Source organism: Streptomyces melanogenes, assembly GCF_014649795.1.
GTDB classification, from domain to species: domain Bacteria; phylum Actinomycetota; class Actinomycetes; order Streptomycetales; family Streptomycetaceae; genus Streptomyces; species Streptomyces noboritoensis.
Genome location: NZ_BMTS01000014.1, coordinates 23,941 through 49,126, shown reverse-complemented (window position 1 = coordinate 49,126; position 25,186 = coordinate 23,941). Strand labels below are relative to the sequence as shown.

At 67.7% G+C, this 25,186-nt stretch carries 20 protein-coding genes and 1 tRNA gene; 3 read left to right on the top strand and 18 right to left on the bottom strand.

All coding sequences use genetic code 11. The features are described 5' to 3' along the window. Positions 1-46: 46 nt before the first annotated feature. From fusA to IE252_RS27745, 14 genes are all read right to left on the bottom strand, one after another. On the bottom strand, positions 47-2,173 hold the full coding sequence (gene fusA / locus IE252_RS27810) for an elongation factor G (RefSeq protein WP_190092199.1): 2,127 nt from the start codon (positions 2,171-2,173) through the stop codon (positions 47-49). 39 nt (positions 2,174-2,212) lie between these two features. Beyond that, positions 2,213-2,683 (bottom strand): 30S ribosomal protein S7, encoded by a 471-nt coding sequence (gene rpsG / locus IE252_RS27805; RefSeq protein WP_101389595.1) that lies wholly within the window; start codon positions 2,681-2,683, stop codon positions 2,213-2,215. A gap of 2 nt (positions 2,684-2,685) precedes the next feature. After that, complete coding sequence (gene rpsL, locus IE252_RS27800) at positions 2,686-3,057, bottom strand: 30S ribosomal protein S12 (RefSeq protein ID WP_007265893.1); 372 nt, start codon at positions 3,055-3,057, stop codon at positions 2,686-2,688. 418 nt (positions 3,058-3,475) lie between these two features. Then, positions 3,476-7,375 (bottom strand): DNA-directed RNA polymerase subunit beta', encoded by a 3,900-nt coding sequence (locus IE252_RS27795; RefSeq protein ID WP_190092198.1) that lies wholly within the window; start codon positions 7,373-7,375, stop codon positions 3,476-3,478. A gap of 97 nt (positions 7,376-7,472) precedes the next feature. Next, a complete protein-coding gene (gene rpoB / locus IE252_RS27790; protein ID WP_190092197.1) occupies positions 7,473-10,958 on the bottom strand; it encodes a DNA-directed RNA polymerase subunit beta in 3,486 nt (1,161 codons plus the stop codon). 604 nt (positions 10,959-11,562) lie between these two features. After that, positions 11,563-11,949 (bottom strand): 50S ribosomal protein L7/L12, encoded by a 387-nt coding sequence (gene rplL, locus IE252_RS27785; protein ID WP_101389592.1) that lies wholly within the window; start codon positions 11,947-11,949, stop codon positions 11,563-11,565. Between the two features lie 110 nt (positions 11,950-12,059). Further along, positions 12,060-12,590 (bottom strand): 50S ribosomal protein L10, encoded by a 531-nt coding sequence (gene rplJ / locus IE252_RS27780; RefSeq protein WP_067163131.1) that lies wholly within the window; start codon positions 12,588-12,590, stop codon positions 12,060-12,062. A gap of 279 nt (positions 12,591-12,869) precedes the next feature. Beyond that, positions 12,870-13,838, bottom strand: coding sequence for an SCO4651 family lipoprotein (locus IE252_RS27775; RefSeq protein WP_190092196.1), 969 nt, complete (start codon positions 13,836-13,838; stop codon positions 12,870-12,872). Positions 13,839-13,937: 99 nt separating this feature from the next. Beyond that, positions 13,938-14,849, bottom strand: a complete 912-nt coding sequence (locus IE252_RS27770) for an SCO4651 family lipoprotein (protein WP_190092195.1) — start codon at positions 14,847-14,849, stop codon at positions 13,938-13,940. Positions 14,850-15,033: 184 nt separating this feature from the next. Beyond that, positions 15,034-15,756, bottom strand: coding sequence for a 50S ribosomal protein L1 (gene rplA, locus IE252_RS27765; RefSeq protein WP_190092194.1), 723 nt, complete (start codon positions 15,754-15,756; stop codon positions 15,034-15,036). A 112-nt stretch (positions 15,757-15,868) separates the two neighbouring features. Further along, positions 15,869-16,303: a 50S ribosomal protein L11 gene (gene rplK, locus IE252_RS27760; protein ID WP_053731185.1), complete on the bottom strand. Its 435-nt coding sequence runs from the start codon at positions 16,301-16,303 to the stop codon at positions 15,869-15,871. A gap of 168 nt (positions 16,304-16,471) precedes the next feature. Beyond that, complete coding sequence (nusG, locus tag IE252_RS27755; RefSeq protein ID WP_190092193.1) at positions 16,472-17,368, bottom strand: transcription termination/antitermination protein NusG; 897 nt, start codon at positions 17,366-17,368, stop codon at positions 16,472-16,474. Positions 17,369-17,443: 75 nt separating this feature from the next. Beyond that, a complete protein-coding gene (secE, locus tag IE252_RS27750) occupies positions 17,444-17,746 on the bottom strand; it encodes a preprotein translocase subunit SecE (RefSeq protein WP_190092192.1) in 303 nt (100 codons plus the stop codon). Positions 17,747-17,852: 106 nt separating this feature from the next. Then, positions 17,853-17,925, bottom strand: a tRNA-Trp gene (locus tag IE252_RS27745). A gap of 226 nt (positions 17,926-18,151) precedes the next feature. Between IE252_RS27745 and IE252_RS27740 the strand changes: the two genes are divergently transcribed. The 3 genes from IE252_RS27740 (at position 18,152) to IE252_RS27730 (ending at position 21,239) form a co-directional block, all read left to right on the top strand. After that, positions 18,152-19,378 (top strand): pyridoxal phosphate-dependent aminotransferase, encoded by a 1,227-nt coding sequence (locus IE252_RS27740; protein WP_190092191.1) that lies wholly within the window; start codon positions 18,152-18,154, stop codon positions 19,376-19,378. A gap of 136 nt (positions 19,379-19,514) precedes the next feature. Next, positions 19,515-20,534, top strand: coding sequence for an adenosine deaminase (locus IE252_RS27735; protein WP_190092190.1), 1,020 nt, complete (start codon positions 19,515-19,517; stop codon positions 20,532-20,534). A 66-nt stretch (positions 20,535-20,600) separates the two neighbouring features. After that, positions 20,601-21,239: an NAD(P)-dependent oxidoreductase gene (locus IE252_RS27730; protein WP_190092189.1), complete on the top strand. Its 639-nt coding sequence runs from the start codon at positions 20,601-20,603 to the stop codon at positions 21,237-21,239. A 16-nt stretch (positions 21,240-21,255) separates the two neighbouring features. Here IE252_RS27730 and IE252_RS27725 read toward each other — a convergent pair whose 3' ends face one another. From IE252_RS27725 to IE252_RS27710, 4 genes are all read right to left on the bottom strand, one after another. Further along, positions 21,256-22,311, bottom strand: a complete 1,056-nt coding sequence (locus IE252_RS27725) for a UDP-N-acetylmuramate dehydrogenase (RefSeq protein WP_190092188.1) — start codon at positions 22,309-22,311, stop codon at positions 21,256-21,258. 222 nt (positions 22,312-22,533) lie between these two features. After that, complete coding sequence (locus IE252_RS27720) at positions 22,534-23,988, bottom strand: DHA2 family efflux MFS transporter permease subunit (protein WP_190092187.1); 1,455 nt, start codon at positions 23,986-23,988, stop codon at positions 22,534-22,536. A 79-nt stretch (positions 23,989-24,067) separates the two neighbouring features. After that, complete coding sequence (locus IE252_RS27715) at positions 24,068-24,634, bottom strand: TetR/AcrR family transcriptional regulator (RefSeq protein WP_190092186.1); 567 nt, start codon at positions 24,632-24,634, stop codon at positions 24,068-24,070. A 115-nt stretch (positions 24,635-24,749) separates the two neighbouring features. Beyond that, the gene (locus IE252_RS27710) at positions 24,750-25,184 is read right to left on the bottom strand and encodes a MaoC family dehydratase (RefSeq protein ID WP_190092185.1); all 435 of its coding nucleotides are present in this window, start codon (positions 25,182-25,184) and stop codon (positions 24,750-24,752) included. Between the last annotated feature and the right edge of the window lie 2 nt (positions 25,185-25,186).

Sequence of the window (25,186 nt, the reverse complement as noted above, 5' to 3'; positions counted from 1 at the left end):
CACCCGGACTCCGGTGACAAGCCTAAAGCGATCGAACTCGGAAGAGTTACTCGCCCTTGGCCTTCGCGATGATCTCCTCGGCGACGTTCCGCGGAACCTCGGCGTAGGAGTCGAACTGCATCGAGTAGCTTGCGCGACCCGAGGTCTTGCTGCGGAGGTCTCCGACGTAGCCGAACATCTCCGAGAGGGGCACGAGGCCCTTCACGACGCGAGCGCCGCTGCGCTCCTCCATGGCCTGGATCTGGCCACGGCGGGAGTTGATGTCACCGATGACTTCACCCATGTAGTCCTCGGGCGTGGTGACCTCGACGGACATCATCGGCTCGAGGAGCACGGGCGAAGCCTTGCGCGCGGCCTCCTTGAAGGCCTGCGAACCGGCGATCTTGAACGCGAGCTCGGAGGAGTCGACCTCGTGGTAGCCACCGTCGAGAAGGATGACGCGGACGCCAGTCATCTCGTAGCCGGCCAGGATGCCGAACTGCATGGCCTCCTGCGCACCCGCGTCCACCGACGGGATGTACTCCCGGGGGATGCGGCCACCGGTGACCTTGTTCACGAACTCGTACGACGCCTCGCCGCCCTCGATGGGCTCGATCGCGATCTGCACCTTGGCGAACTGACCGGTACCACCGGTCTGCTTCTTGTGGGTGTAGTCGTGACGCTCGACGGCCTTGCGGATCGTCTCGCGGTACGCGACCTGCGGCTTGCCGACGTTGGCCTCGACCTTGAACTCGCGACGCATACGGTCGACGAGGACATCGAGGTGGAGCTCGCCCATACCACCGATGATGGTCTGGCCGGTCTCCTCGTCCGAGTGCACCTGGAAGGAGGGGTCCTCCTCCGCGAGACGCTGGATGGCGACACCCAGCTTCTCCTGGTCACCCTTGGACTTGGGCTCGATGGCGACCTGGATGACCGGCGCCGGGAAGTCCATGGACTCCAGGATGACCGGGTTCTTCTCGTCGCACAGCGTCTCACCGGTGGTGGTCTGCTTCAGGCCCATGACGGCGACGATGTCGCCGGCGCCCACCGCTTCGATCTCCTCACGCTTGTTCGCGTGCATGCGGTAGATCTTGCCGATGCGCTCCTTCTTGCCCTTGACGGAGTTCAGCACCGAGGTGCCGGCCTCCAGGCGACCGGAGTAGATCCGGATGAAGGTGAGCTTGCCGAGGTGCGGGTCGCTCGCGATCTTGAACGCGAGGGCCGACAGCGGCTCGTCGTCCGACGGCTTGCGCTTGACGACGACCTCGGCGTCCTTGACGTCGTGGCCCTCGATGGCCTCGACGTCCAGGGGCGAAGGCAGGTAGCGCACGACCGCGTCGAGCAGGGGCTGGACGCCCTTGTTCTTGAACGCGGTGCCGCAGAAGACGGGGGTCACCGTGGTGTCCCCGCCCTTGCCGGACGCGATGGTGATACGACGGACCGCGGCGTACAGCTGCTCCTCGGTGGGCTCGACGCCCTCGAGGAAGAGCTCCATGATCTCTTCGTCGTTCTCCGCGACGGTCTCGACCAGCTTGCCGCGCCACTCTTCAGCGGCCTCGGTGTGCGTGGCCGGGATGTCGACGACGTCGTACATCTCGCCCTTGGTCGCTTCCGCGGACCAGACCAGGGCCTTCATGCGGACCAGGTCCACAACGCCCTTGAAGTCGGCCTCGGCACCGATCGGCAGCTGCATCACGATCGGGGTGGCGCCGAGGCGGTCCACGATCATGTCGACGCAGCGGTGGAACTCGGCGCCGGTGCGGTCGAGCTTGTTGACGAAGCAGATGCGCGGAACGCCGTAACGGTCGGCCTGACGCCAAACCGTCTCGGACTGCGGCTCCACACCGGCGACACCGTCGAACACGGTGACGGCACCGTCGAGGACGCGGAGCGAACGCTCCACCTCGACCGTGAAGTCCACGTGACCCGGGGTGTCGATGATGTTGATGGTGTGGTCGACGTCCTCGAGCGGCCAGTGGCAGGTCGTCGCGGCGGACGTGATGGTGATGCCGCGCTCCTGCTCCTGCTCCATCCAGTCCATCGTGGCAGCGCCGTCGTGGACTTCACCGATCTTGTACGAAACACCGGTGTAGAACAGGATTCGCTCGGTGGTGGTCGTCTTGCCCGCGTCGATGTGGGCCATGATGCCGATGTTGCGCACCTTGGCCAGGTCAAGCGAAGTGGTAGCCATATCGGCTCAGTCTTCTCTCGGTCTCGATGTGGGTTGCGACTACCAGCGGTAGTGCGCGAAGGCCTTGTTGGACTCGGCCATCTTGTGCGTGTCCTCGCGCTTCTTGACGGCCGCACCAAGGCCGTTCGAGGCGTCGAGAAGCTCGTTCATCAGGCGCTCGGTCATGGTCTTCTCACGACGGGCGCGGGAGTAACCCACGAGCCAGCGGAGGGCCAGGGTCGACTGGCGACCCGGCTTGACCTCGACGGGAACCTGGTAGGTCGCGCCACCGACACGGCGGGACTTGACCTCGAGGGACGGCTTGACGTTCTCCAGCGCGCGCTTCAGCGTGATGACCGGGTCGTTGCCCGTCTTCTCGCGGAGGCCTTCCATGGCGCCGTAGACGATGCGCTCGGCGGTGGAGCGCTTGCCGTCCAGCAGGATCTTGTTGATCAGCGACGTGACAAGAGGAGACTGGTAGACCGGGTCGATGATGACCGGGCGCTTCGGGGCGGGGCCCTTACGAGGCATTCTTACTTCTCCTTCTTGGCGCCGTAGCGGCTGCGGGCCTGCTTGCGGTTCTTGACAGCCTGGGTGTCAAGCGCACCGCGGATGATCTTGTAACGAACACCCGGCAGGTCCTTCACACGGCCACCACGCACGAGCACGATCGAGTGCTCCTGCAGGTTGTGTCCCTCACCCGGAATGTAGGCCGTGACCTCGATGCCGGAGGTCAGACGCACACGCGCGACCTTCCGCAGCGCCGAGTTCGGCTTCTTCGGGGTGGTCGTGAACACACGCGTGCAGACGCCACGACGCTGGGGCGAAGCCTCAAGCGCGGGCGTCTTCGTCTTCTCGACCTTGTCCTGCCGGCCCTTCCGGACCAGCTGCTGGATCGTAGGCACTACTTCTCCGGTTTCTGTGTGCCGTTGGTGAAACTAACCTGGAACGTCGCCGACCCACGCGGTCGGGTGTGTCGAATACTGCGGAGTCTCGCCGTGGGTACGGAGAGGCGCAGATTGCGGTGGCCGTATCTGGCTCGTCCTGCGGACGTAGGCACGCAGGGGAGCCCAGGCACACCCCAGGCACAAGGTCTGAGCGTACCTACCTCATCGACTTGGGTCAAAACAAATACCCACACGCGGGACACCCCACGGACCCACTGAGACGAGTCTCACGCCCGGGGAGGCAGTCTGGGGGCGAGCCGGGCCGCCGGGCTGCTCAGTGCCCGGCGAGGCGCCTTCTGTGCGGCCGTACGGGTACGCCGAAGGGCGCCCACCCCGTACGAAACGGGATGCGCGCCCTTCGGTTCAGACGTACGCCTTACTGGTTGTACGGACCGTAGTCGTAGTCCTCCAGCGGAACGGCCTGGCCGGAGCCCGTGCCGAACGGCGAGTAGTCGATGTCGTCGTAGCCGACGGCCGAGTACATCGCGGCCTTGGCCTCCTCGGTCGGCTCCACCCGGATGTTGCGGTAGCGGGACAGACCCGTACCGGCCGGGATGAGCTTACCGATGATGACGTTCTCCTTGAGGCCGATGAGGCTGTCGGACTTGGCGTTGATCGCCGCATCCGTCAGGACTCGGGTCGTCTCCTGGAAGGAGGCGGCCGACAGCCAGGACTCCGTCGCCAGCGAGGCCTTGGTGATACCCATCAGCTGCGGACGGCCGGAGGCCGGGTGGCCACCCTCCGTCACGACCCGACGGTTCTCGGTCTCGAACTTCGAGCGCTCGACGAGCTCGCCCGGCAGCAGCTCCGCGTCGCCGGACTCGATGATCGTCACGCGGCGCAGCATCTGCCGGATGATGATCTCGATGTGCTTGTCGTGGATCGACACGCCCTGCGAGTTGTAGACCTTCTGGACTTCGCCGACCAGGTGGACCTGGACCGCGCGCTGACCGAGGATCCGGAGCACGTCGTGCGGGTTGGTGGCACCCACGGTGAGCTTCTGGCCCACCTCGACGTGGTCGCCCTCGCCCACCAGCAGACGGGCACGCTTCGAGATCGGGAACGCCGTCTCGTCGCTGCCGTCGTCCGGGGTGACGACGATCTTCTTGGTCTTCTCGGTCTCCTCGATCCGGATGCGGCCGGCCGCCTCCGAGATCGGGGCGACACCCTTGGGCGTACGAGCCTCGAAGAGCTCGACGACACGGGGCAGACCCTGGGTGATGTCGTCACCGGCCACACCACCGGTGTGGAAGGTACGCATCGTCAGCTGGGTACCGGGCTCACCGATGGACTGGGCGGCGATGATGCCGACCGCCTCACCGATGTCGACCAGCTTGCCGGTGGCCAGCGAGCGGCCGTAGCAGAAGGCACAGGTGCCGACGGCCGACTCACAGGTCAGGACCGAGCGGGTCTTGACCTCCTCGACGCCCGCGTTGACCAGCGCGTCGATGAGCACGTCACCGAGGTCCACGTTGGCCGGCGCGATGACCTTGCCGTCGACGACGACGTCCTCGGCGAGCATGCGGGCGTAGACCGAGGTCTCGACGTCCTCCGTCTTGCGGAGCACACCGTCCTCGCCCTTGACCGCGATCTTCAGCTTCAGGCCGCGGTCGGTGCCGCAGTCCTCCTCGCGGATGATCACGTCCTGCGAGACGTCCACCAGACGACGGGTCAGGTAACCCGAGTCGGCGGTACGCAGGGCGGTGTCCGCCAGACCCTTACGGGCACCGTGCGTGGAGATGAAGTACTCCAGAACGGTGAGGCCCTCACGGAAGGACGCCTTGATCGGACGCGGGATGGTCTCGTTCTTCGCGTTCGACACCAGACCACGCATACCCGCGATCTGACGCATCTGCATCATGTTTCCTCGGGCACCCGAGTCAACCATCATGAAGATGGGGTTCGTCTTCGGGAAGTTCGCGTTCATCGCCTCGGCAACCTCGTTGGTCGCCTTGGTCCAGATCGCGATGAGCTCCTGCGTGCGCTCGTCCTTGGTGATCAGACCGCGCTCGTACTGCTTCTGGACCTTCTCGTCCTGCGCCTCGTAGCCCGCGACGATCGCCTTCTTGGCCTCGGGGACCACGACGTCGGAGATGGCCACGGTGACACCGGAACGGGTCGCCCAGAAGAAGCCCGCCGCCTTCAGGTTGTCGAGCGTCGCCGCCACGATGACCTTGGGGTAGCGCTCGGCCAGGTCGTTGACGATCTCGGAGAGCTGCTTCTTGCCCACCGAGTAGTCGACGAACGGGTAGTCCTCGGGCAGCAGCTCGTTGAAGAGCGCGCGGCCCAGGGAGGTGCGCAGCCGGAACGAGTCGCCCTGCTGCCAGGTCGTCTCGCCCTCCTCCTCGACCGGCGGGGTCCAGCCGCGGGGCGGGACGGTGCCGATCGGGAAGCGGATGTCGATCGGGGACTGCAGCGCCAGCTCGCCGGCGTCGAACGCCATGATCGCCTCGGCCGTGGAGCCGAACGCGCGGCCCTCGCCCTTGGTGTCACGGAGCTCGCCGTCGGTGGTGAGGAAGAACAGACCCAGGACCATGTCCTGCGTCGGCATCGTCACCGGACGGCCGTCGGCGGGCTCGAGGATGTTGTTCGAGGACAGCATCAGGATGCGGGCCTCGGCCTGCGCCTCCGCGGAGAGCGGCAGGTGCACGGCCATCTGGTCACCGTCGAAGTCCGCGTTGAACGCGGTGCAGACGAGCGGGTGGATCTGGATGGCCTTGCCCTCGACCAGCTGCGGCTCGAAGGCCTGGATGCCGAGGCGGTGCAGCGTGGGCGCACGGTTCAGCAGGACCGGGTGCTCGGCGATGACCTCTTCGAGGACGTCGTACACGACCGTGCGTCCGCGCTCGACCATCCGCTTGGCGCTCTTGATGTTCTGCGCGTGGTTCAGGTCGACCAGGCGCTTCATCACGAACGGCTTGAAGAGCTCCAGCGCCATGGCCTTCGGCAGACCACACTGGTGCAGCTTCAGCTGCGGACCGACGACGATGACGGAACGCGCGGAGTAGTCCACACGCTTGCCGAGCAGGTTCTGACGGAATCGACCCTGCTTGCCCTTCAGCATGTCGCTGAGGGACTTCAGCGGACGGTTGCCGGGGCCCGTGACCGGGCGACCGCGACGGCCGTTGTCGAAGAGAGCGTCGACCGCCTCCTGGAGCATCCGCTTCTCGTTGTTCACGATGATCTCGGGGGCACCGAGGTCGAGCAGACGCTTCAGACGGTTGTTGCGGTTGATCACACGGCGGTACAGGTCGTTCAGGTCGGAGGTCGCGAAGCGGCCACCGTCCAGCTGCACCATCGGACGCAGGTCCGGCGGGATGACCGGCACGCAGTCCAGCACCATGCCCTTGGGGCTGTTGCTGGTCTGCAGGAACGCGGAGACGACCTTGAGGCGCTTGAGCGCACGGGTCTTCTTCTGGCCCTTGCCGGTGCGGATGATCTCGCGGAGGCGCTCGGCCTCCTCGTCGAGGTCGAAGGTCTCCAGGCGCTTCTGCAGGGCAGCGGCACCCATCGAGCCGTCGAAGTACGTGCCGAAGCGGTCACGCAGCTCGCGGTAGAGCAGCTCGTCGCCCTCGAGGTCCTGGACCTTGAGGTTCTTGAAGCGCGACCAGACCTCGTCCAGACGGTCGATCTCGCGCTGCGCACGGTCGCGCAGCTGCTTCATCTCGCGCTCGGCACCCTCGCGCACCTTGCGGCGCACGTCGGCCTTGGCACCCTCGGCCTCGAGCTCGGCGAGGTCCGTCTCGAGCTTCTTGGCGCGGGCTTCGAGGTCCGAGTCGCGACGGTTCTCGATCTGCTGGCGCTCGACGGAGACGTGGGCCTCCAGCGACGGCAGGTCGCGCGTACGGCGCTCCTCGTCCACGAACGTGATCATGTACGCGGCGAAGTAGATGACCTTCTCGAGGTCCTTCGGCGCGAGGTCGAGCAGGTAGCCAAGGCGCGAGGGGACGCCCTTGAAGTACCAGATGTGGGTCACGGGAGCGGCAAGCTCGATGTGGCCCATCCGCTCACGGCGCACCTTGGCGCGCGTGACCTCGACGCCACAGCGCTCACAGATGATGCCCTTGAAGCGGACGCGCTTGTACTTGCCGCAGTAGCACTCCCAGTCCCGGGTCGGACCGAAGATCTTCTCGCAGAAGAGTCCGTCCTTTTCGGGCTTGAGGGTGCGGTAGTTGATGGTCTCCGGCTTCTTGACCTCACCGTGGGACCACTGACGGATGTCGTCAGCAGTGGCGAGGCCGATCCGCAGCTCGTCGAAGAAGTTGACGTCGAGCACTTGTCGTCAATCCCTCTTTCGGGGTCGATTCTTCAAGATGGTCTGAGGGGGGTCCGGGGACGGTGGGGGCTCTACGGGAGAGCCCCCACCAGACCCGTCAGACCTCTTCGACGCTGCTCGGCTCGCGCCGGGACAGGTCGATACCGAGCTCCTCCGCAGCGCGGAAGACGTCCTCGTCCGTGTCGCGCATCTCGATGGACATGCCGTCCGAGGACAGCACCTCCACGTTGAGGCAGAGCGACTGCATTTCCTTGATGAGCACCTTGAAGGACTCGGGAATGCCGGGCTCGGGGATGTTCTCGCCCTTGACGATGGCCTCGTAGACCTTCACACGGCCGGTCACGTCGTCGGACTTGATGGTCAGCAGCTCCTGGAGGGCGTACGCGGCGCCGTATGCCTCCAGCGCCCACACCTCCATCTCACCGAAGCGCTGGCCACCGAACTGCGCCTTACCACCCAGCGGCTGCTGGGTGATCATCGAGTACGGACCGGTCGAACGGGCGTGCAGCTTGTCGTCGACCAGGTGGTGCAGCTTCAGGATGTACATGTACCCGACCGAGATCGGGTCCGGGAACGGCTCGCCGGAGCGGCCGTCGAACAGGTTCGCCTTGCCGGACGGCAGGACCAGGCGGTCGCCGTCGCGGTTCGGGATCGTGGCCTCGAAGAGACCGGCGATCTCGTCCTCGCGGGCACCGTCGAAGACCGGGGTCGCGACGTTGGTGCCGGGGGCGACCTGGTCGGCGCCGATGGCCTGCAGGCGCTGGGCCCACTCGTCGGCCAGACCGGAGACGTCCCAGCCGCGGCTGGCGAGCCAGCCGAGGTGGATCTCCAGGACCTGTCCCGGGTTCATTCGGGACGGGACACCGAGCGGGTTGAGGATGATGTCGACCGGGGTCCCGTCCTCGAGGAACGGCATGTCCTCGATGGGCAGGATCTTGGAGATGACACCCTTGTTGCCGTGACGGCCGGCGAGCTTGTCACCGTCCGTGATCTTGCGCTTCTGCGCCACGTAGACCCGAACCAGCTGGTTCACGCCCGGCGGCAGCTCGTCGCCCTCTTCACGGTCGAAGACGCGGACGCCGATGACCTTGCCGGTCTCGCCGTGCGGCACCTTCAGCGAGGTGTCACGGACCTCGCGGGCCTTCTCACCGAAGATCGCGCGCAGCAGGCGCTCCTCCGGCGTCAGCTCGGTCTCGCCCTTGGGCGTGACCTTGCCGACGAGGATGTCGCCGGCGACGACCTCGGCACCGATACGGATGATGCCGCGCTCGTCGAGGTCGGCGAGGACCTCCTCGGAGACGTTCGGGATGTCCCGGGTGATCTCCTCGGGGCCGAGCTTGGTGTCACGGGCGTCGACCTCGTGCTCCTCGATGTGGATCGAGGAGAGGACGTCGTCCTGCACGAGGCGCTGCGACAGGATGATCGCGTCCTCGTAGTTGTGACCCTCCCACGGCATGAACGCCACGAGCAGGTTCTTGCCCAGCGCCATCTCGCCGTTCTCGGTCGCCGGACCGTCGGCGAGGACCTGGCCCGCGATGATCCGCGCGCCCTCGTCCACGACGACCTTCTGGTTGACCGAGGTGCCCTGGTTGGAGCGGGAGAACTTGTGCAGGCGGTACGTGGTGTACGTACCGTCGTCGTTGGCGATGGTGATGTAGTCCGCGGAGACCTCCTGGACCACACCGTCCTTCTCGGCCTTGAGCACGTCGCCGGCGTCGGTGGCGCAGCGGTACTCCATGCCGGTGCCGACGAGCGGGGCCTCCGACTTAATCAGCGGCACCGCCTGACGCATCATGTTCGCGCCCATGAGGGCACGGTTGGCGTCGTCGTGCTCGAGGAAGGGGATCATCGCGGTCGCGACCGACACCATCTGGCGCGGCGAGACGTCGATGTAGTCCACCTCGGCCGGCGGCACGTAGTCGACCTCGCCGCCGCGGCGGCGGACCAGGACGCGGGCCTCGGTGAGCTGGAGCTCGTCGTTGAGCGCGGCGTTGGCCTGCGCGATGACGAAGCGGTCCTCCTCGTCGGCCGTGATGTAGTCGACCTCGTCGGTGACCTGGCCGTCGACGACCTTGCGGTACGGCGTCTCGATGAAGCCGAACGCGTTGACGCGGCCGTACGAGGCGAGCGAACCGATCAGACCGATGTTCGGGCCTTCAGGCGTCTCAATCGGGCACATACGGCCGTAGTGAGACGGGTGCACGTCACGGACCTCGAAGCCGGCCCGCTCACGGGAGAGACCACCCGGGCCAAGCGCCGACAGACGGCGCTTGTGGGTGAGACCCGACAGCGGGTTGTTCTGGTCCATGAACTGCGACAGCTGGCTGGTGCCGAAGAACTCCTTGATGGAGGCGACGACCGGCCGGATGTTGATCAGGGTCTGCGGCGTGATCGCCTCGACGTCCTGGGTCGTCATGCGCTCACGCACGACGCGCTCCATACGCGCCAGACCCGTACGGACCTGGTTCTGGATGAGCTCGCCGACGTTGCGCAGACGACGGTTGCCGAAGTGGTCGATGTCGTCGGTCTCGACGACGATGTTCCGACCCGACTCGCCGACCGTCTCGGTCTCGCCCGCGTGCAGCTTGACCAGGTACTTGATGGTCGCGATGACGTCGTCCGTGGTGAGGACGCCGGCGTCCAGCGGCTCGTCCGCGCCGAGCTTCTTGTTCACCTTGTAGCGGCCGACCTTCGCGAGGTCGTAGCGCTTCGGGTTGAAGTAGAGGTTCTCGAGCAGCGTCTGAGCGGCCTCGCGCGTCGGCGGCTCGCCCGGGCGCAGCTTGCGGTAGATGTCGAGCAGCGCGTCGTCCTGGCCCTGGGTGTGGTCCTTCTCCAGGGTGGCGCGCATCGACTCGTACTCGCCGAACTCCTCGAGGATCTGCTCGGTGGTCCAGCCGAGAGCCTTCAGGAGGACGGTGACGGACTGCTTGCGCTTGCGGTCGATGCGGACACCGACCATGTCGCGCTTGTCGATCTCCATCTCGAGCCAGGCACCCCGGGACGGGATGATCTTGGCCGTGTAGATGTCCTTGTCGGACGTCTTGTCGATGTTGGAGTCGAAGTAGACACCCGGCGAGCGCACCAGCTGCGACACCACGACACGCTCGGTGCCGTTGATGACGAAGGTGCCCTTGTTGGTCATGAGCGGGAAGTCGCCCATGAAGACCGTCTGGGACTTGATCTCGCCGGTCTCGTTGTTGGTGAACTCGGCCGTGACGAAGAGCGGGGCCGCGAACGTGAAGTCGCGCTCCTTGCACTCGTCGATCGAGTTCTTCGGGGGCTCGAAACGGTGGTCGCGGAAGGTCAGCGACATCGACCCGCTGAAGTCCTCGATCGGGGAGATCTCCTCGAAGATCTCCTCCAGACCGGACTTGGTGGGGACGTCCTGTCCGTTCTCCAGAGCCGCCTCGACGCGAGCCTTCCAAGCGGCGTTGCCGAGCAGCCAGTCAAAGCTCTCGGTTTGCAGCGCAAGGAGGTTCGGAACCTCGAGGGGCTCCTTGATCTTTGCAAAGGAGATGCGCAGCGGGGCGGTGCTGGCGCCGTTGTTCGTATTGGCGGTCGAGGCGTTGCGCGAGGCGGCCAAGAGGGGGTCCTTCCGAGGGCTCGGACTCACTACGCGCGTACCGGTCCCACGAGGGCACAGAGAGAGACGTTTCCTGATTGAGGCTGAAAGGCCAGGTCAGGGCGGTTCAATCAACGATGCTCAAGCGAGGGCATGCCCCTGGTGACGGGCAGGGGGCAGCTAACAGGCAGCGCAAAGGGACAGTGTAGCCACTCGGCCCACTGATGTCCAGGGCGGATTTTTCGCGACCCTCATTGTTCTTCTCAGTACCTCGGCAAGCCACGCGCCGTGACGGCGCACATCGATACTGCCCTCTTCGCCGTCGATCCATGCCTCGGATCCGGATCGTTGTGACGACGCGTCCTGAGAATTGCGCGCTGCGTGCGGTTCGTCAAGACCCCTCAGCTCCGCGGAGATCGCTCCGTTACGGCTCGTACGGCTACGAGGCGCACACGGGGCGTACGGCGATGATCACCATACTCCCTGTCGCCCTCCGCGCAAGGCAGCCGTCACGGCGATCCCGGGTACGCCGAAGGGCGACCACCCGGATGGATGATCGCCCTTTGGTGTGTGCGCGTTACACGTCCGTGGACGTCACGCGCCAAGAGTCAGAAGACTCACAAGGTCACTTGACCTCGACGGCCGCACCGGCAGCCTTGAGGGACTCGGCAGCCTTGTCAGCGGCCTCCTTGTTGACCTTCTCGAGGACCGGCTTCGGGGTGCCGTCGACGAGGTCCTTGGCCTCCTTCAGACCCAGCGAGGTCAGCTCACGCACGACCTTGATGACCTGGATCTTCTTGTCGCCGGCGCCGGTGAGGATGACGTCGAACTCGTCCTTCTCCTCGACCTCGGCGGCGGCACCGGCGCCCGGGGCACCCGGGGCGGCAACGGCGACGGCCGCGGCGGCGGTGACGTCGAACTTCTCCTCGAAGGCCTTCACGAACTCGGAGAGCTCGATGAGGGTCATCTCCTCGAACTGGGCGAGGAGGTCGTCCTGAGAGAGCTTCGCCATGATGGGCGATCCTTCCACTAATTCGGCAATGCCGAGATGTATCGAATGGCGGGCGTAACGGCCCGCTACGACCCGCGCACTAGGCGGCGCGGATCAATGCGCGAGCCGAATTACTCGGCACCGCCCTGCTCGGCCTGCTTGGCACGGAGCGCGTCCACGGTGCGGACGAGCTTCGACGGCAGCGCCTGGAAGAGCGAGGCAGCCTGGGACTGCTTGCCCTTGAACGCACCGGCCAGCTTGCTGAGCAGAACCTCGCGGGACTCGAGGTCCGCAAGCTTCTTGATCTCATCGGCGGACAGCGCCTTGCCATCAAGGACACCGCCCTTGATGATCAGGTTGGGGTTCTCCTTGGCGAAGTCACGAAGACCCTTGGCCGACTCCACCGGGTCACCGGTGATGAAGGCGGCACCCGTCGGACCAGTGAACTGGTCGTCGAGCGAGGTGATCCCGGCGTTGTTGGCCGCAATCTTGGTCAGCGTGTTCTTCACCACGGCGTACTGGGCGTTCTCACCGAGCGAACGACGCAGCGTCTTGAGCTGCGCCACGGTGAGACCCCGGTACTCGGTCAGCACGACGGCGTTGGAGCTGCGGAACTTGTCCTCAAGCTCGGCTACGTCGGCAGCCTTGTTGGGCGTCGGCATAGTGCGTCGGCCTCCTTCCGGGTGATGAGGACCGCTCAAAAGGGACCGCGACATAAAAAACGCCCCGGCGCAAGTGCACGGGGCGTAGCTCGACCGGAGCGAGTCCGGGAACTTTCCACAGTCACCTGCGCGGGTCGTCCGCATGCAGCGGAACCTTCGGCCACCGCCCCTTCTTGCGAAGGCACGGCAACGACCAGCGGTCTTTGGCTTCTGTGGAAGCGTACGTGACGGGTGGCGGATCGAGCAAATCTGGTCGTACGGGGCGGTCTGCCGGGGCCGTCAGGCGCCGCCGAGGCCGCCGGTCCCGCCGTTCTTGGCCAGGTCGCCCAGGCCCTTCAGCAGCTCCATCAGGTCGGCCGTCTCGCCCGCGGGCGGGGCCGTGACCTGAGCCTTGGCGCCGTAGTCCGAGTAGTGCGTGGACGTGACGATCTTGCCCTGGGGGCTGCTCATGTTGACGTCCATGCGGACCGGGTAGCCGTCCGCGTTGACCCAGACCTCGGTGTCGTACCCCTGGACCCCGGTCTTCTTCATGTTGGTCAGGAGCTGCTGGCGTTCCTCGGGCTTGAGGGTGTCGAGCATCTTGTTGCTCTTCATCATCTCTTCGACGGTGAGCGTGCCCTTGTAGTGCTCGGAGGAGACGCCGTCGACCTGCTCGGCGCCCAGGTGCTTCAGGTTCGGCGAGTCGAGCAGCAGGGCCAGCTGCTGAGCCGGGTCCTGGTTCATGTTCTCCATGCCGGCCGTCATCTGCTTGACCAGCTGCTCCTGGCCGGACTGCTTGGCCAGCGAGGTCATGTCGAACTTCATCCAGCGCTTGCCGCCGAGCTCCTTGGCGGACTCGCCCATGGACCCCATGTCCACGTACATGACGTTGTTCACCCAGAGCATGCGGGTCTTCTCGGGAGCACCGGCCATGCCCTTGGCCGCCGAGGACGTCACGGTGAGGTCCATGGCCGTCGGGTTCCAGGCCATCACGCCGCTGGTCTCGGTCTTCTCCGTGCCCGCCCCCATGGAGGCGGGCGTCGACATGCTCATCCGGACCTTCGCCGACTTGGCGGCGGCGGTCTTCTTGTACGCCGCCGCGAGCACCTGCGACGCGGCGGTACGGGACTGCGGTGCGGCGGCGGCCTTCTTGGCGCCCCCCGCGCCGTCGGCCTTCTTGTCGTCGCCACCGCAGCCCGCGGCCCCGGCCACCACCACAGCGGCCGTCGCCGTCGCCAGCGCCGCCCGCGTCCATCCGGACCTGGTCATGTGCCCCACCCCTTGTTCCCCCGTGTCACGTACTCGATCACCTGCACGGTAACCCAACGCTGTGACAGGTGGGACCGAATATGTCTGCTGTTGTGCGGGTTACGACTGCTGCTGGGCGGACTTGGGCTTGATCAGCGTGGTGAAGTCCACGGTGTCGGAGGCCGCCGGGGCCTCGGCCGAGACCTTGACGCCGTAGTCCGAGTAGAAGGCGGTGGTGTTCATCTCGCCGTTCTTCGTCGCGGCCCGCTCGGTCTTCTTGACCAGGAGGTCGTCCTTGTCCACCCAGATGTCGACCGTGTCGGTGGTGATGCCGCTCTTGTTCATCTGGGCCTTGAAGGCCTCCAGCGTCTTCGCGTCCAGACCCGAGCTGCGGTCCACCATCTTCGCCATGTCGACCGTGCCCGAGTAGTGCGTGGCCTGGACGCCGCGGACCTCCTCGGTGCCGACCTTCTTGACGTCGCCGGAGGCGAGCAGCACCTTCACGCCCTGCTGGGGCGTCGAGTTCTGCATCTGGTCCTTCATGACGGCGCCGGCCGGGCCCATCAGCTTGGCCATGTCGTCGTACCCGTACCGGATCCAGTGCTTGCCGCCGAGGGTCTTGGCGAACTCGGGGCCCATGTTCGCGTAGTAGGCGTCGCGCAGATAGCGGGCGTCGATGCTCTCGGTGCCCAGCTGCTTCATGGACTGCGCCATCGAGCCCTGGGTGTACTTCATCCGCATGGCGCCGGTCGTGCCGTCGCCCCACGCCAGGGTGCCGCCGCCCTCCAGGCCCATCACGGCGCCCATGGACATCGTCATCTCGACCTTGGCCGAGCCCACCCCGTCGGTCTTCTTCTGGACCGCCTGGAGGGCCGCGACCGGGCTGAAGTCCGACCCGGCCTTGTGCTGCTCCTTGGCGGGCGCGCTCTTGTTGTCCCCGCCGTCGGAACCACCGCAGGCGGCGAGCCCCGAGAGCGCCGCGCCGACGGCCACCAGCGAGATACACGTACGCCGTACGGACCTGGTGTTCATGCGTTCCCCCTCGAATACCTTTTCCCTTGCCTCGTCGACGGTAGCGCAGGGGTACGACAACACCGCGCCCGCACAGGGTTGTTGGGACGCGGTTGCGACAAAGGGCGGCGACAAAAAAGCCGGGCCCCGCACCTCCGGAGAGGTGCGGGGCCCGGCTTTGGACTAGCCGATGCGAGCGTCAGGCTCAGACCGCGGCCGGGTCCTCCTCGACGAGGAGGTTGCGGGTGCGGTTGGAGTCGAGCTGGATGCCGGGGCCCATCGTGGTGGCGATGGTCGCCTTCTTGATGTAGCGGCCCTTGGCGGCGGACGGCTTCAGACGGAGGATCTCCTCCAGAGCGGCGCCGTAGTTCTCCACCAGCTTGGCGTCGTCGAAGGACACCTTGCCGATGATGAAGTGCAGGTTCGAGTGCTTGTCGACGCGGAACTCGATCTTGCCGCCCTTGATCTCCTCGACGGCCTTGGCGACGTCGGGGGTGACCGTGCCGGTCTTCGGGTTCGGCATCAGACCACGCGGACCGAGCACGCGGCCGAGGCGGCCGACCTTGCCCATGAGGTCCGGGGTGGAGACGACGGCGTCGAAGTCCAGACGGCCCTTGGCGACCTCGTCGATGAGCTCGTCCGAGCCGACGATGTCGGCGCCGGCGGCACGCGCGGCCTCGGCACGGTCACCGGTCGCGAAGACCAGGACCCGGGCGGTCTTACCGGTGCCGTGCGGGAGGTTCACGGTGCCACGGACCATCTGGTCGGCCTTGCGCGGGTCGACACCCAGGCGGAAGGCGACCTCGACGGTGCCGTCGAACTTGGTCGTGGAGGTCTCCTTGGCGAGACGGACGGCCTCGAGCGGGGCGTAGAGCTTGTCCGCGACGATCTTGGCGTCCGCAGCGCGGAGAGTCTTGCTGCGCTTCACTTCTGCTCCTGTGTTTGTTCAGGCGTGGAGTCGTGGTGCGGGCCAGCGCTTGGCCCTACCACTGGGCTGTCGCACTCTGCGGCTACCGCCGCGTGTGCGGGGAGAGCTGGATTCAGCCCTCGACCGTGATGCCCATGGAACGGGCGGTGCCGGCGATGATCTTGGACGCGGCGTCCAGGTCATTGGCGTTCAGGTCGGCGAGCTTCGTCGTGGCGATCTCGCGGACCTGGGCCTCGGTGATCTTCGCGACCTTGGTCTTGTGCGGCTCGCCGGAGCCCTTCTCCACGCCCGCGGCCTTGAGGATCATCTTCGCGGCCGGCGGAGTCTTGGTGATGAAGGTGAAGGAGCGGTCCTCGTAGACCGTGATCTCCACCGGGATCACCCAGCCACGCTGCGACTCGGTCGCCGCGTTGTAGGCCTTGCAGAACTCCATGATGTTGACGCCGTGCTGGCCGAGCGCGGGGCCGACCGGCGGGGCCGGGTTCGCCGCACCGGCGTTGATCTGGAGCTTGATAAGCCCCGTGACCTTCTTCTTCTTGGGAGGCATTGCTCTCTCCGGGTCCTAGTGAGAGTGAACCGCCTGGCATCCGATCATCCGGATGCAGGCATACCGCACAACGATAACGGGTATAGCTGTGCGGCTAAAAACCGAGCAGGTCAGACGGGCTTTGAAGCGCCCGTCTGACCTGTTCGGAAGACGTGTGGTCCGGAAGAACTAGTTCTTCTGGATCTGGTCGAAGCTGAGCTCGACCGGGGTCTCGCGGCCGAAGATCTCGACGAGGCCCTTGACCTTCTTCGAGTCGGCGTTGATCTCGTTGATCGTGGCCTGGAGCGTGGCGAACGGGCCGTCGGTGACGGTGACCGAGTCGCCGACCTCGAAGTCGAGCACCTGGACCTCGACCTTGCGGGCCGGAGCCGGCTTGCCCTCGGCCTCGGCGGCCTCGCGGGCGGCCTTCTCCTCGGCCTCCGGGGCGAGCATCTTGACGATCTCGTCCAGGGTCAGCGGGTACGGGTCGTAGGCGTTGCCCACGAAGCCGGTGACGCCCGGGGTGTTGCGGACGACGCCCCAGGACTCGTTCGTCAGATCCATGCGGACGAGAACGTAACCGGGCAGCTTGTTCTGCCGGACGTTCTTGCGCTCGCCGTTCTTGATCTGGACGATCTCTTCCTCGGGCACCTCGGCCTGGTAGATGAACTCCTCGACGTTCAGCGAGACGGCACGCTGTTCGAGGTTCGCCTTCACGCGCTTCTCGTAGCCGGCGTAGGTGTGGATGACGTACCACTCGCCGGGCAGGCCGCGCAGCTCCTGGCGCAGGGCCTCGACCGGGTCGACGGGCGCGGCGGGCTCCGCGGGAGCCTCCTCGGCCTCGTCCTCGTCGGCGTCCTCGGACTCGTCGGCCTCGATGGCGCCCTCGTCCTCGGACTCGACGACGTCCAGCTCGTCCTCGTCCTCGACGTGGATGGCCGCCTGCTCGGCCGCCTCACCCGCGTCGGCGTCCGCAGCCTCAACCTCGTCCGGGTCCACGGCGTCCGCCGCCTCGACGATGTCGATCTGGTCCTCCACGGACTCCGCCGACTCGATGGCGTCGTCGTTCAGGTTCGGGTCAGACACGTGGCTGCTTCTTCCTGGCTACAGATGGGTGGAACAATGCGAAAAAGGCGCCGGTGGGCGCCCTTACGCAGCGGATCAGCCGAAGACGTACTTGACGACGTGCTGGAATCCGGAGTCGATCACGGTCACGATGCCGATCATGATGACGACGAACACGATCACCACGGTGGTGTACGTCGACAGCTGATTGCGGGTCGGCCAGACCACCTTGCGGAGCTCGGCCACGACCTGGCGGTAGAAGAGCGCGAGACGGCCCAGAGGGCCCTTCTTGCCGCGCTTGCCGCCCTTGCGGGCCTTCTTCTTGGCGTCCTGGTCCGCAGACGCGGAGGCCTCGTCCTGGGCATCAGGCATGTCGATGGAGCCCACGGCGTCCGTCACGCTTCTCACCTGATTCCGGGTCGTGGCCGTGCCGCGCCCGGTGGAGCCGCACGGCGGTGCATAGAAGTACGTACATGCGCACACATCCTGGCGAAGGTGTGTGTAGCAGGGCCGGAGGGACTTGAACCCCCAACCGCTGGTTTTGGAGACCAGTGCTCTACCAATTGAGCTACGACCCTTTGTGGTTCCCCCAACCTACCGCATCCGACCGAGTGCACCGAGTGCCCGGAGTGGATCGGTTGGTGGAGGCCAACGACAGGTGAGTGTACGTGGTCCGGCGCCCGGCGTCGAACAGATAGCTCCTGACACCTCCGCGCGGATGTGCCGAACGCCCTGTGCAACTGCCCCGTCCGGTCCATGAAACCGGTGTGCCCGGGGCGCGGCAGGTCTGCGACGATGGGCCGTATGAGCGCTGCAACCTCTCCGACCGAGCGCCGGGTGTCCGCGCGCATCGGCGCGATCTCCGAGTCCGCGACCCTCGCCGTCGACGCCAAGGCCAAGGCCCTCAAGGCCGCCGGGCGCCCGGTGATCGGCTTCGGCGCCGGTGAGCCCGACTTCCCGACCCCGGACTACATCGTCGAGGCGGCCGCCGCGGCCTGCCACGACCCGAAGTACCACCGCTACACCCCGGCCGGCGGCCTGCCCGAGCTCAAGAAGGCCATCGCCGAGAAGACCCTGCGCGACTCGGGCTACGAGGTCGACCCGTCCCAGATCCTGGTGACCAACGGCGGCAAGCAGGCGATCTACGAGGCGTTCGCGGCGATCCTGGACCCGGGCGACGAGGTCATCGTCCCGGCGCCGTACTGGACCACCTACCCGGAGTCGATCCGCCTCGCGGGCGGCGTCCCGGTCGAGGTCGTCGCCGACGAGACCACCGGCTACCGGGTCTCGGTCGAGCAGCTGGAGGCCGCGCGCACGGAGAAGACGAAGGTCGTCCTCTTCGTCTCCCCGTCCAACCCGACCGGCTCGGTCTACACCGAGGCCGAGACCGAGGCGATCGGCCGCTGGGCCGTCGAGCACGGCCTGTGGGTGCTGACCGACGAGATCTACGAGCACCTGGTCTACGGGGACGCGGTCTCCGTGTCGCTGCCCGCGCTCCTGCCCGAGCTGCGCGACAAGTGCATCGTGGTCAACGGCGTCGCCAAGACGTACGCGATGACCGGCTGGCGGGTCGGGTGGATCGTCGGCCCGAAGGACGTCATCAAGGCCGCGACCAACCTGCAGTCGCACGCCACGTCCAATGTGGCGAACGTCTCCCAGGTGGCGGCGCTCGCCGCGGTCGGCGGCGACCTCGAAGCGGTCGCCGAGATGCGCAAGGCCTTCGACCGCCGCCGCCAGACCATCGTGAAGATGCTCAGCGAGATCGACGGCGTGGTCTGCCCGACCCCCGAGGGCGCGTTCTACGCGTACCCCTCGGTGAAGGGCCTGCTCGGCAAGGAGATCCGCGGCAAGCGCCCGCAGAGCTCCGTCGAGCTCGCCGAGCTGATCCTCGAGGAGGCCGAGGTCGCGGTCGTCCCGGGCGAGGCCTTCGGCACCCCGGGCTATCTGCGCCTGTCGTACGCGCTGGGCGACGAGGACCTGGTGGAGGGCGTCTCCCGGATCCAGAAGCTGCTGGCGGAAGCGCGCGACTGATCCGCGCCCGCTGACCCGCGCCCCGCGAGGAACGGCCACCGACTCACATGAGTCGGTGGCCGTTCCTGCGTTCGGGCAAGGTCCCGATCGGGGAAAGGGGCTGTCGGACGGGCCCGGGGTGCGGCAAGATCCTTCAATGGAGCACGTTCGCGACGTAACCGACCTGCCGAAGGCCCATCTGCACCTGCACTTCACGGGGTCGATGCGCCCCACCACGCTGCTGGAGCTGGCCGACAAGTACGGGGTGCACCTCCCCGACGCGCTGACCAGCGGCGAGCCGCCGAAGCTGCGGGCCACCGACGAACGCGGCTGGTTCCGCTTCCAGCGCCTCTACGACATCGCGCGCTCGTGTCTGCGCGCCCCCGAGGACATCCAGCGGCTGGTGCGCGAGGCCGCCGAGGAGGACGTGCGGGACGGCTCGGGCTGGCTGGAGATCCAGGTCGACCCGACGTCGTACGCGCCGATGCTGGGCGGGCTCATCCCGGCCCTGGAGATCATCCTGGACGCGGTCGAGTCGGCCGCGCGCGAGACGGGCCTCGGCATGCGGGTCCTGGTCGCGGCGAACCGGATGAAGCACCCCCTGGACGCCCGCACACTGGCCCGCCTCGCGGTGCGGTACGCGGACCGGGGCGTGGTCGGCTTCGGCCTCTCCAACGACGAACGCCGGGGCATGGCACGGGACTTCGACCGCGCCTTCGCGATCGCCCGGGAGGGCGGTCTGCTGGCCGCGCCGCACGGCGGCGAGCTGACCGGCCCCGCGTCCGTCCGGGACTGCCTGGACGACCTGCACGCCACCCGCATCGGCCACGGGGTGCGCGCCGCCGAGGACCCGCGGCTGCTCAGGCGCCTCGCCGAGCGCGGGATCACCTGCGAGGTCTGCCCCGCCTCCAACGTCGCCCTGGGCGTCTACGAGAAGCCCGAGGACGTCCCGCTGCGCACGCTGTACGAGGCGGGCGTGCCGCTGGCGCTGGGCGCGGACGACCCGCTCCTGTTCGGCTCCCGGCTGGCCGCCCAGTACGAGATCGCCCGCCGCCACCACGCCTTCACCGACGCCGAACTGGCCGAGCTGGCACGGCAGTCGGTGCGGGGGTCGGTGGCACCGGAGGAGACGAAGGCGAAGCTGCTGGCGGGGGTGGATTCCTGGCTGGCCGCCTAGGGCGTCAGGCACCCTTGGCTACTGCTGGCTGAGTAACTACCTATCCACCAGGGGAGGGTGACGCAGATGAAGCTCACGGTTTTTGGTGCGACGGGCAGGATCGGCGCGGAGCTGGTCCGGCAGGCGCTGGCCGCCGGACACCAGGTCACGGCGGTGGTCCGGGACCCGGGACGGTTCCCGGTGACGGGGCCGGGCCTGGAGGTGGTCCGGGGCGATCTCGCCGACCCCGAGTCGTTGCGTCCGGAGGTGGCGGGCCGGGACGCGGTGCTCTCGTGCCTGGGCGCGAACAACCGGGCGGACGCGGCGGCGGGCATCACGGCCCGCCTGACCGGCTCGATCGTGAAGGCGATGGACGCGGAGGGCACCCGCCGCCTGCTGGTGATCAGCGCGGGCCCGGTGGGCCCGGAGGCGCCGGACGACCCGTTCCTCGACCGCCTCACGCTGACGATCGTCACGCGTGTCCTCAAGGACGTCTACGAGGACCTGCGCCGCACGGAGGCGGCGCTGGCCGACTCGGCCCTGGACTGGACGGCCGTACGCCCGGTCCGCCTGGTCAACAAGCCGAGGACGGGCAGCTACCGCACGACGATCGGGGCGACCCCGCGCAGCGCGCGCACGATCGGCCGGGCGGATGTCGCGGACGCGATGCTGGCGATGATCGACGACCAGGCGACGGTGAAGCAGGGGGTCTGCGTGTCGTACTGACCCACGTGCCTACGGGTCAGATCTCGGCGTTGACGGTCACCGGCTCGTTGACGAGCGTCACCCCGAAGGCCTGCTCCACCCCCGCGACGACCTCGCGGGCGAGCGCGAGCAGGTCCTCGGTGGTGGCGCCGCCGCGGTTGGTCAGGGCGAGGGTGTGCTTGGTGGAGATCCGGGCGGGCCCGGACCCGTACCCCTTGGTGAACCCGGCCTTGTCGATGAGCCAGGCGGCGGAGGTCTTGGTGAGCCCACCACCGAGCTCCCAGGCGGGCGGCGAGACGTCGGGCCCGAGCCGGAGGGCGACCTTCTCGACGAACGCCCGGTAATCGTTCTCCCCCAGAATCGGATTGGTGAAGAAGGACCCGGCGGACCAGGTGTCATGGTCATCGGGGTCGAGGACCATGCCCTTCCCGGCCCGGAGCTTGATGACGGTCTCGCGGGCGGTGGCGGCCGGGACGCGGTCCCCGGGCTCGACGCCGAGGGCGCGGGCGGTCTCGGCGTACTTGATGGGCGCGGAGAGCCCACCGGCGTCTTCGAGGTCGAACCGGACGCGCAGGACGACGTACCGATCGGGCAGAGCCTTGAAGAGGCTGTGCCGATAGGAGAAGTCGCACTTGCTCGCCGACAGGACGACGGTACGACCCTCGACCCGGTCGTACGCGACGACCTCGCGGATGGTGGAGGAGACCTCCTGGCCGTACGCGCCGACGTTCTGGATGGGGGTGGCCCCGGCGGACCCGGGGATCCCGGCCAGGCACTCGATCCCGGCGAGCCCGGCCTCCACGGTCCGGGCGACGGTGTCGCTCCAGACCTCACCTGCGGCCACTTCGAGCCGCGTCCCGTCCAGCGCGAACCCCGTGGTGGCGATCCGCAGGGCGGTCCCGGCGAACCCCTTGTCCCCGATGACGAGATTGCTGCCGCCACCGATGATCAGCAACGGCGTCCCCGCCTCGTCCGCCTCCCGCACGGTCGCGACGACCTCGTCATCACTGACAGCCGTCACCAGCCGCTCGGCCGGCCCACCGAGCCGGAAGGTGGTGAGGGGGGCGAGGGGGGCGTCGTGAAGTACGTGCACGGGTCTAGCGTACGGGGGCTTCGTCTGCGGCCCGGTGGGTGGCTGGTCGCGCAGTTCCCCGCGCCCCTGAGATGCGCCCAGGGGATTGCCGCGCAGCGGCATCTCCAGGGGCGCGGGGAACTGCGCGACCAGTTGGGGACGGCCCGCAGACGAAAACCGGGTCCAGGGGCGAAGCCCCCCGGCCGTCCGCCGGAGGACTTTCGGGAAGGGGCGGGGTGGGGGTCATCCCACCAGGACGTCCTCCCGAGCGGGCGCGGCCTCGGCCGCCCCCGCCACAGACACCCGCGGCAAACACACCGCACTGACCGCCGCCAGAGCCACCACCCCCGCCCCCACCCACAGCGCGGGCCGCAGGCCGGACACGAAGTCGGACGCCGACCCGTACCCGCCCTGCGCGGAGAACACCGCAGCCAGGACCGCGACACCCAGCGCCCCGCCCACCTCCCGCAGCGCGTTGTTCGCCCCGGACGCGATCCCCTGCTCCGACGCCCGCACGCTCGACATCACCAGATTCGCCGCCGGCGCGAAGTACAGCGCCATGCCGACCCCGCTGACCGCCAGCGCCGGCAGCTGCGCCGCGTACGACACGTCCGGCGACAGGATGACGGCGAACCACGCCAGCCCGATCGCCTGGAGCGCGAGCCCCACCGTCACCACCGGCCGTCCCCCGATCCGGTCGGACAGGATGCCCGCGACCGGCGCGACCAGCAGCGGCATCGCGGTCCACGGCAGCATCCGCAGCCCCGCCTCGGTCGGCGAGTAGCCGAGGACGCCCTGGAGGAACTGGCTGAGCAGGAAGATCGAGCCGAACATCCCCACGAACATCAGCAGGCTGGACAGGTTGATCGCCGCGAACGCCCGGCTCCGGAACAGCCGCATCGGCAGCACCGGCGCCTCGCTCACGATCCCGTGCCACACGAACGCGCCGAGCAGCGCCGCCCCCGCCACCAGCCCGGTCAGCACCGTCGGGCTGCTCCAGCCGTCCACGTTGCCCCGGATCAGGCTGTACACGATCCCGAAGAGGCCCCCGCTGGCGAGCACCGTGCCGCGGATGTCGAGCCGGGCCCCGCTCCCGTACGACTCCGCGAGCCGCAGCCGCGCCAGCGGCAGGACGAGCACACCGAGCGGAACGTTCAGCCAGAAGATCCACTGCCACGAGAAGTGCTCGGTCAGCGCGCCGCCGATCAGCGGCCCGCTCGCCACGGCGAGGCCGTTGACCGCGCCCCATATCCCGTACGCCAGTCCCCGCTTCGCGGCCGGCACCGCCGCCGTGAGCAGCGTGAGCGTGAGCGGCATCATGATCGCCGCCCCGACGCCCTGGACCGCCCGCGCGGCGACCAGACCGTCGATCCCGGGCGCGAGCGCCGCCGCGGCGGACGCGCCGGTGAAGATCGTCAGGCCGACCATGAAGAGCTTGCGGCGCCCGAACCGGTCCCCCAGCGCCGCCCCGAACATCAGCAGGACGGCGAAGGTGAGGGTGTACGCGCTGACCGTCCACTCCAGGTCGTCCAGCGCCCCGCCCAGGTCCTCGCGGATCGACGGCAGGGCGGTGGTGACGACGAGGTTGTCGAGCGCCGCCATGAACCCGGCGACGCTGGTGATGACGAGCGCCCAGACCGCGCCCCCGCGCGGGGCCGTCTCCTTCTGCGGCTCGTGTTCCTGTTCCTGCTCGGACATCGCTTTCCCCTGTTGTTAGTTATCAGTTACTAACTTTCGAGCGCAGACGAGTGCGCCGCACCCGGCCCCGCGAAGGGGCCTACTTCTCCAGTCGCCCCTTCGCCCGCGCGGACGGATAGATCTCCTCCCACACGCGATGCCCGGGAGGGAACCCGATCGCCACCAGCGTGTTGATGAGCATCCCGTACGCCAGGAACGTGGTCGTGTCCTTGTAGCCCTCCAGCGGGACGCTCACCGCGTCCCACAGCTCCATCCACTCCCGCCGGACGGCCTCGCCGAAGGTGTGGTCGCCGGCCGCCTCGGCCGCGGCGACCGCCACGTACACCTGCATCTGCATGAGCAGCCGCTCCGGCTCCTCCGCGATGACCTTGGTGTACGCGTTCGCCATCGCGTACACCGCCTCCTCGCCGCGCAGCCCCTCGGACGCCTCGGCGAACATCTGGACGGTGTCCTTCATGCAGCGGTGCGTCGCCGCGAGGAAGATCGCCGGCTTGTTCGGGAAGAGCCGGAACAGATACGGCTGCGAGACACCCACCCGCTTGGCGATCGCCTCGGTGGACGTCCCGTAGTAGCCGCGGTGAGCGAACTCACTCATCGCCGCCCGTACGACGCTCTCGCGCCGCTCCTCCGCACTCATCCTGACCATGGACACAAAGTTAGTGGCCAATAACTAACTTCGCAACCCCTGCGGGCACGCTCCTCGCGGGCGCACCCCCTGCGGAACGGCCGCCGGTTTCCGCCCCGGCGGCCGTTCCGTGGGCTCACGCGAGCGCGACCACCGCGCGCGACATGCCCAGCACCTTCTGGCCCGCGCTCATCGCCGTCAGGTCGACCCGGACCGTCCTCGCCTCGTCGTCCAGCTTGGCCGCGACCTTGGCGCTGACCTCGACGAGCGCGCCGGTCTCGTCGTTCGGCACGACGACCGGCTTGGTGAAGCGCACCCCGTACTCGACGACCGCCGCCGGGTCGCCCACCCAGTCGGTGACCACCCGGATCGCCGCGGCCATGGTGAACATGCCGTGCGCGATGACGTCGGGGAGCCCGACCTCCTTGGCGAACTTCTCGTTCCAGTGGATCGGGTTGAAGTCGCCCGAGGCGCCCGCGTACTGCACGAGTGTGGCGCGACTCACGGGGAAGGACTGCGCCGGCAGCTCGGTGCCGGGCTCCACGTCCTCGTAACGGATCTTGGCGCTCATCG

What these genes read in the sequence shown, in the direction of transcription:
- fusA (WP_190092199.1), bottom strand. Translation starts at nt 2,173, where the DNA reads ATGGCTACCACTTCGCTTGACCTGGCCAAGGTGCGCAACATCGGCATC.
- rpsG (WP_101389595.1), bottom strand. Translation starts at nt 2,683, where the DNA reads ATGCCTCGTAAGGGCCCCGCCCCGAAGCGCCCGGTCATCATCGACCCG.
- rplL (WP_101389592.1), bottom strand. Translation starts at nt 11,949, where the DNA reads ATGGCGAAGCTCTCTCAGGACGACCTCCTCGCCCAGTTCGAGGAGATG.
- rplJ (WP_067163131.1), bottom strand. Translation starts at nt 12,590, where the DNA reads ATGCCGACGCCCAACAAGGCTGCCGACGTAGCCGAGCTTGAGGACAAG.
- IE252_RS27775 (WP_190092196.1), bottom strand. Translation starts at nt 13,838, where the DNA reads ATGACCAGGTCCGGATGGACGCGGGCGGCGCTGGCGACGGCGACGGCC.
- IE252_RS27770 (WP_190092195.1), bottom strand. Translation starts at nt 14,849, where the DNA reads ATGAACACCAGGTCCGTACGGCGTACGTGTATCTCGCTGGTGGCCGTC.
- rplK (WP_053731185.1), bottom strand. Translation starts at nt 16,303, where the DNA reads ATGCCTCCCAAGAAGAAGAAGGTCACGGGGCTTATCAAGCTCCAGATC.
- IE252_RS27740 (WP_190092191.1), top strand. Translation starts at nt 18,152, where the DNA reads ATGAGCGCTGCAACCTCTCCGACCGAGCGCCGGGTGTCCGCGCGCATC.
- IE252_RS27735 (WP_190092190.1), top strand. Translation starts at nt 19,515, where the DNA reads ATGGAGCACGTTCGCGACGTAACCGACCTGCCGAAGGCCCATCTGCAC.
- IE252_RS27730 (WP_190092189.1), top strand. Translation starts at nt 20,601, where the DNA reads ATGAAGCTCACGGTTTTTGGTGCGACGGGCAGGATCGGCGCGGAGCTG.
- IE252_RS27720 (WP_190092187.1), bottom strand. Translation starts at nt 23,988, where the DNA reads ATGTCCGAGCAGGAACAGGAACACGAGCCGCAGAAGGAGACGGCCCCG.
- IE252_RS27715 (WP_190092186.1), bottom strand. Translation starts at nt 24,634, where the DNA reads ATGGTCAGGATGAGTGCGGAGGAGCGGCGCGAGAGCGTCGTACGGGCG.
- IE252_RS27710 (WP_190092185.1), bottom strand. Translation starts at nt 25,184, where the DNA reads ATGAGCGCCAAGATCCGTTACGAGGACGTGGAGCCCGGCACCGAGCTG.